The 5,735-nt window shown below is 41.7% G+C and carries 4 protein-coding genes and 1 pseudogene; 4 read left to right on the forward strand and 1 reads right to left on the reverse strand.

From position 1 onward, the window contains the following. Positions 1 to 278: pseudogene (locus tag H5232_RS21940) on the forward strand (MFS transporter); the annotation flags it as partial. A gap of 17 nt (positions 279 to 295) precedes the next feature. Here the strand turns inward: H5232_RS21940 and H5232_RS21945 are convergent. Beyond that, positions 296 to 901: a TetR/AcrR family transcriptional regulator gene (locus H5232_RS21945; protein ID WP_182739543.1), complete on the reverse strand. Its 606-nt coding sequence runs from the start codon at positions 899 to 901 to the stop codon at positions 296 to 298. A 170-nt stretch (positions 902 to 1,071) separates the two neighbouring features. Here H5232_RS21945 and H5232_RS21950 point away from each other — a divergent pair, with 170 nt between their 5' ends. From H5232_RS21950 to H5232_RS21960, 3 genes are all read left to right on the forward strand, one after another. Next, positions 1,072 to 2,121, forward strand: a complete 1,050-nt coding sequence (locus H5232_RS21950; protein WP_182739542.1) for an efflux RND transporter periplasmic adaptor subunit — start codon at positions 1,072 to 1,074, stop codon at positions 2,119 to 2,121. Continuing rightward, positions 2,121 to 5,210 carry an efflux RND transporter permease subunit gene (locus tag H5232_RS21955; RefSeq protein ID WP_182831517.1) on the forward strand — a complete coding sequence of 1,030 codons (3,090 nt, stop codon included), beginning with the start codon at positions 2,121 to 2,123 and terminating at the stop codon, positions 5,208 to 5,210. Before H5232_RS21950 ends, H5232_RS21955 begins: the two co-directional genes overlap by 1 nt. Before the next feature lie 230 nt (positions 5,211 to 5,440). Then, on the forward strand, positions 5,441 to 5,735 hold a 295-nt coding region (locus H5232_RS21960; protein ID WP_182831518.1), incomplete at its 3' end, for a GreA/GreB family elongation factor.

Below are 5,735 nucleotides of genomic sequence, written 5' to 3' on the forward strand. Positions count from 1 at the left end.
ACACCGCGGTATTTGATGCAAAAATGCGTCTTGCCGGTTTTATTGTTGCCAGTGCGTTCTTTTTATCTGCAACACTCAACTACTTTTTAGCAAAAAGTATTGTTGTTAGTATGCCAGGCACCACAGCTTATGCCGAAGAGTTAGGACGTATGACTTGGTTAAGCTACCCAGTCATTGTGGCGCCGACTATGGTGCTATTAGGCGGAGCAATTATTTTCATTTTTAAGCAAATAGGTAAATTAACTAAACAACCTATCGATGAATTTATATTGCAGTAAGTGGTTACTCAAAAGCCTTAGCGATACATTTTAATAAACCGCCTTACGCAATCTTCAATATATGCTGCTGGCGGTACATCATTAATTTTTGCGTGCCCAAGTGCATGGCGTAATTTCCAATCACCTGTGGCCATGCCCAGTAACTGTAACGTGGCAAACTTAGGGTTGTCGATATCAAGCAAGCCCGCCTGTGCAATACTACATAAGCAGACCTCTACCTGCTGCATCACTACTTTAGGGGCAGCGTCATAAAACAATAAGGCCAACTCAGGGTATTCATCCTTGTGCGCTACGCACGTGTCGTATACTTTCAATGCCTCGGGTGAAAATACCAGTGTAATAAAATTAGTCACAACACGTAGTAAGTTTTCCTCAAGGCTTTGCGATGGCTCAAAACGCTCTTTACGTAAGTTTGAGGAGGAACAATGCGCTGTTACAGTTTCAACAAATAGATTATTTTTGTCTTTGAAATGACTATAAACCGTTTGTTTAGATACTTGGGCTAATTTAGCAATTTGATCCATGCTGGTATTAGGAAAGCCTTTATCCATGAACAAGGTCGTTGCAGCTGTAATAATTTGTTGTCGTTTTTGTTCTGACCGACTTAGGGTAGTTATTTCCATTTTCACCTCAAATCAAACTAGACAGTCTAGTTTGATTGATTTATATTTATACAAAATTAGACTCTTGAGTCCAATTCTAAATCATTCTGCGTCTAGCACAAAGCATAACTGTGTTTAATGCACCTGACTAACCACGCTGATTTAACATGGCGATAAATAAGGATATTATAATGAAAAAATATCTGCTTAGTGCATTCATTTTATTCACACCATTTATATGTTACGGCGAAAGTCTGGTTCATGTAGCTGCCTACACAGTACAACAAGAGGCGGGCTATTATCAAACACGTACGCTTAGTGGCAAAGTGATCATACAAAACGATGCAAAGTTGAGTTTTGAATTTCCAGGAAAAATTGCACAAATTTATTTTGATCAAGGCGAGCAAGTAAAACAAGGCGATATTATTGCACGCCAAAATACGCAGCTTTTAGTTATCGAAGAACAAAAACTCCAGGCGCAAAAACAACGAATTCAAGCACAACTTACCTTCGCTGAACTTGAAAAAAAGCGTTTAGCAGAACTTGATAAAAAGAACTACTCTGCCACCTCGGCACTTGACCAAGTTAAAACCAATATCGCTGTACTTAACGCAGAACTAGCCGCAATAGCAGCAAGCTTGAATGAAGTCAGTATCCGCACTGAAAAGGCACATTTAACCGCGCCATTCAACGGTATTTTAGGCCAGCGCTTTGCCTCACAAGGTGAAATTGTTGCAGCCAGTACACCGATTGTGCGTTTAATCGAAAACCAACATGCGCAAGTTAGCATGGGGATCCCACTGACACTGCAAAGCACCATCCAAAATAGCATGGACATTGAGATTGCCGGACAAAACTTTACTGCACAATCTATCAGTAAAGGAGCGAGTATCGACCCACATACACAAACCTTAACAATGCGCTTTTCTTTGCCAACTAGCGCAGTTGTTTATGCTGGCCAATTAGCAAAATTAACAGTGCAACAATATCAGCAACAAAGCGGTTTTTGGGTGCCTCTTGATGCCCTTGCCGATGGTGTGCGCGGTACTTGGCAGGTTTATCAAATAAAAAACAAGGTACTAAAACCTATCATTGTGCAGCTTTATTATGCCCATGATGGCTATGCGTTTATTGGCGCCCCATTACACAATGGTGCGCAAATTGTTGCCAATGGCATGCATAAGCTGTCGGCCAACATTTCGGTTAATGTTGTTGCAAATCAACCAACCAAGGTGCTGTGATGATCCGCTATTTATTTAATCACGGGCGTGTCCAAGCGCTTTTAGTGGCGTTACTTATCGTTAGTGGTTTAGCTGCGATCAGTGGCTTAGCGCGCAGTGAAGATCCTCGAATAACTAATCGTATCGCTATCGTAACCACTGCTTTACCTGGCGCCAGTGCTGAACGAGTTGAGGTGCAAATAAGTGAGAAAATCGAACAAAAACTAAAATCCCAAGCTGAAGTAAAGCATTTATCGTCGATTTCTCGTCCTGGGCTCTCAGTGATCACCATTGAGCTAAAAGACGAAGTCACGAACGTTAAACCCATTTGGTCGCGAATGCGTGATTTATTAGGTGATGTCAACAACCAGTTGCCAGTAAATGCTTCATCACCGCTACTGGATGACGAGCGTGGCTATGCTTATACTCGTATCTTATCGCTTAACGCCAATGACGATATAACCACATTAGCAACGGTTAATCGCTATGCAAAAGAACTGCAAAATCAATTACGTAATGTTTCAGGTGTGGAGTTGGTGCATTTTTTTGGCCAAGTTGATGAGGAAATTTTAGTTGCGGTTGATCAACAAAAAGCCAGTTTAGCTGGTATTCCTTTAGCGCATATTCATGCAGCTATTCAAGGTGCAGATGCAAAAGTAGCCGCTGGTACCCTTACAAATGACAAATCGCAAATGCAAATTGAAGTGACCGGTGCGTTTGACTCGATTGCTCGCATTGGCGCAATTCCACTAAGTAGTAATCAAAATGCAGGGCAATATCAACTCTCTGATGTAGCCCAAATTACTCGCTCAGTAAAAACCCCCGTGAACGAAATTGCATTAATTGATGGAAAACCCGGTATTTATATTGCGATCCGCATGTTACCAAACTTGCGTATCGATACTTTTTCTAAGCGTGTTGATGTCGCCATCGATAACTTTAGCCAAGACTTACCAAGCCAAATTTTACTCCAAGATATTTTTGATCAACGCGGTTATACCCAAACTCGTTTAGCCGATTTACTCAGCAATATTACCGTGGGGTTTGTGCTTATTCTAGTGGTACTATTTATCACTTTAGGTTTTAAAGCTGCTCTAGTTGTCGGCACCGCGTTACCTTTAACCGTATTGTTTACGTTAGTAAGTATGCAGCTCTATGGCTTACCTATTCATCAAATGTCGGTTACCGGTTTAGTCGTGGCCCTGGGCATTATGGTTGATAACGCCATTGTCATCACCGATGCTGTTCAGCGCTTTCGCCAACAAGGCCTAACAGCTTTAGCCGCAGTAGAAAAAGCCGTGGCACATTTTTGGCTTCCACTGCTTGGCTCAACTCTAACAACTATTTTAGCGTTTGCACCGATTGTGTTGATGCCAGGTGCTGCAGGAGAGTTTATTGGCGGTATTGCCTTAAGTGTTATTTTTGCCTTAATTGGTTCATACCTGATTTCACACTCTTTAGTGGTGGTATTTGCAGGGCAATTTATCAATAACGAACAGCGTACTGGTATCTTTTATCAAGGTATACGCACACCTAAACTCAGTAAACGCTTTGAAGCAACGTTAAAACGTAGCCTAGAAAAACCAATACTCACTTTACTTCTGGTCTTTATACTCCCTGTTGCCGGTTTTTTTGGGGCAGGACAACTCACCGAGCAGTTTTTCCCGCCCTCAGATCGCGATATGTTTCAAATTGAAGTGCATTTTGCCCCTCATGTGAGTATTACATCAACTCGACAAGCCATAGAGAAAATGGATCAACTAATTCGGCAATCTGAAGGCATTGAAAAGCTCGATTGGATGATCGGAACTAATTTCCCAAGCTTTTACTATAATATGCTCCAGCGTAATCGCGGCGCCAATAACTATGCGCAAGCGATGGTAAAAGTAACCGACTTTAAACGTGCCAACGAGTTAATAAAAAGCTTGCAAATACAACTTGATAAAGCATTTCCAAACGCACAAACTTTAGTCAGAAAGCTTGAGCAAGGTCCACCATTCAATGCACCAATTGAAATGCGTATTTATGGCCCAAGCCTAGATACTCTCTCTGAACTGGGCCAACAATTACGCACGCAGCTCATTGCTCATAACGATATAACCCACACCCGTCCAACCTTATTGTCGGGCTCGCCTAAACTATGGTTAAACACCGATGAAGCAGCGCTGACTCATGCAGGATTAAGCCTAAGTAATATGGCAACACAACTACAAAACCAGTTCAATGGTGTCGTGGTCGGCAGTATTATTGATAATACCGAAACCGTTCCCGTACGTGTTAGAGTTGCAGATAAGCGCCGAGATGATATTAGCTCGCTATTTAGTACGCAGTTAAATACCCCAGCCAGTTCAAGCCAAATAGATACTGCACAACCGCTAGTGGTTGAATCATTTGCCAGTGCAACACTGAGCCCTTCTCGTGGCTCTATCGCTCGCCGTGACGGTGAACGTGTTAATATTATCGAAGCTTATTTAGCAACTGGCGTATTACCGCAAACCGTACTGAATGAAGTGACCGCCACCATTGCACAATCAGGCTTTGTATTACCCCATGGCTACAGATTAGAGCTCGGTGGTGAGTCGCAAAAACGCAACGAAGCGGTTGGTAAATTGCTTGGCCAAGTGGGGATTATTGTCGTGTTATTGATCACCGTACTGGTGATGTTATTTAATTCATTTACCACCACAGGGCTAATCTTAATAAACGCCCTGCAAGCTGCAATGCTGGGCTTGCTCAGTGTATTTATTGCTGGCTACCCGTTTGGTTTTACTGTGATCATTGGTTTATTGGGCTTAATGGGACTGGCCATAAATGCCGCCATTGTCATTTTATCAGAGTTAAATTCACTGCAAGCCCTCACTGATAAAAACAAAATCGTTGCCGCTGTGATGACTTGCTCACGCCATATCAGCTCCACGACTATCACCACCGTTGGTGGCTTTTTACCACTCATACTCGCCGGCGGAGGTTTTTGGCCTCCGTTTGCCGTCGCTATCGCAGGTGGTACTGTATTAACCACTGTGTTGTCATTTTACTTTGTTCCTGTGGCATATTATTTAGTATCAAAACGCACGCTACGCACAAAAAAACATGGAATTAACGCACACTAGTAAATTTAAATTAATATCTTTATTTTTAAATTATAAAACACCATTGATATAATATTTTTATGAGGTATGATTACTTTAAATAAGAGGAACATCATGTTTATATTAATATCTCATCCACAAAAAACAAATCTCACCTTCGACATTTAAGCCGAGTGTAACTCTTACACTCGGCAGTCTCACTGTATTATTTTAAATTTAAGTTCGGTTCAGTTTTCGTGGAGATTTAGTCCGTGTTTGCTTTTCTGTTCGGGTACAAAACCCCTGCTTTTTATAAGTATAAAAACTATTTAAGCCAAAGTTCAGCATTTTTACATCCGCTGAAACTCGCGCATGTGTTGCAAAAAATAGAGTATTCACAACGACCTTGGTCAAAGTTTAGCCCACATGTACAAATTGGCTGTACCGTAGTCATCCAGCATACTGATACGGGTTATAAACGCCGTATAAGCTTAGTTCCGGCTGCAGAAAAGGGGCTATGTAATAATGTTGTGTCATTACACTCTTCTATAGGTACTGATCTTTTAG

It is taken from the genome of Pseudoalteromonas sp. SG41-5 (assembly GCF_014164495.1).
Lineage (GTDB): Bacteria > Pseudomonadota > Gammaproteobacteria > Enterobacterales > Alteromonadaceae > Pseudoalteromonas > Pseudoalteromonas rhizosphaerae.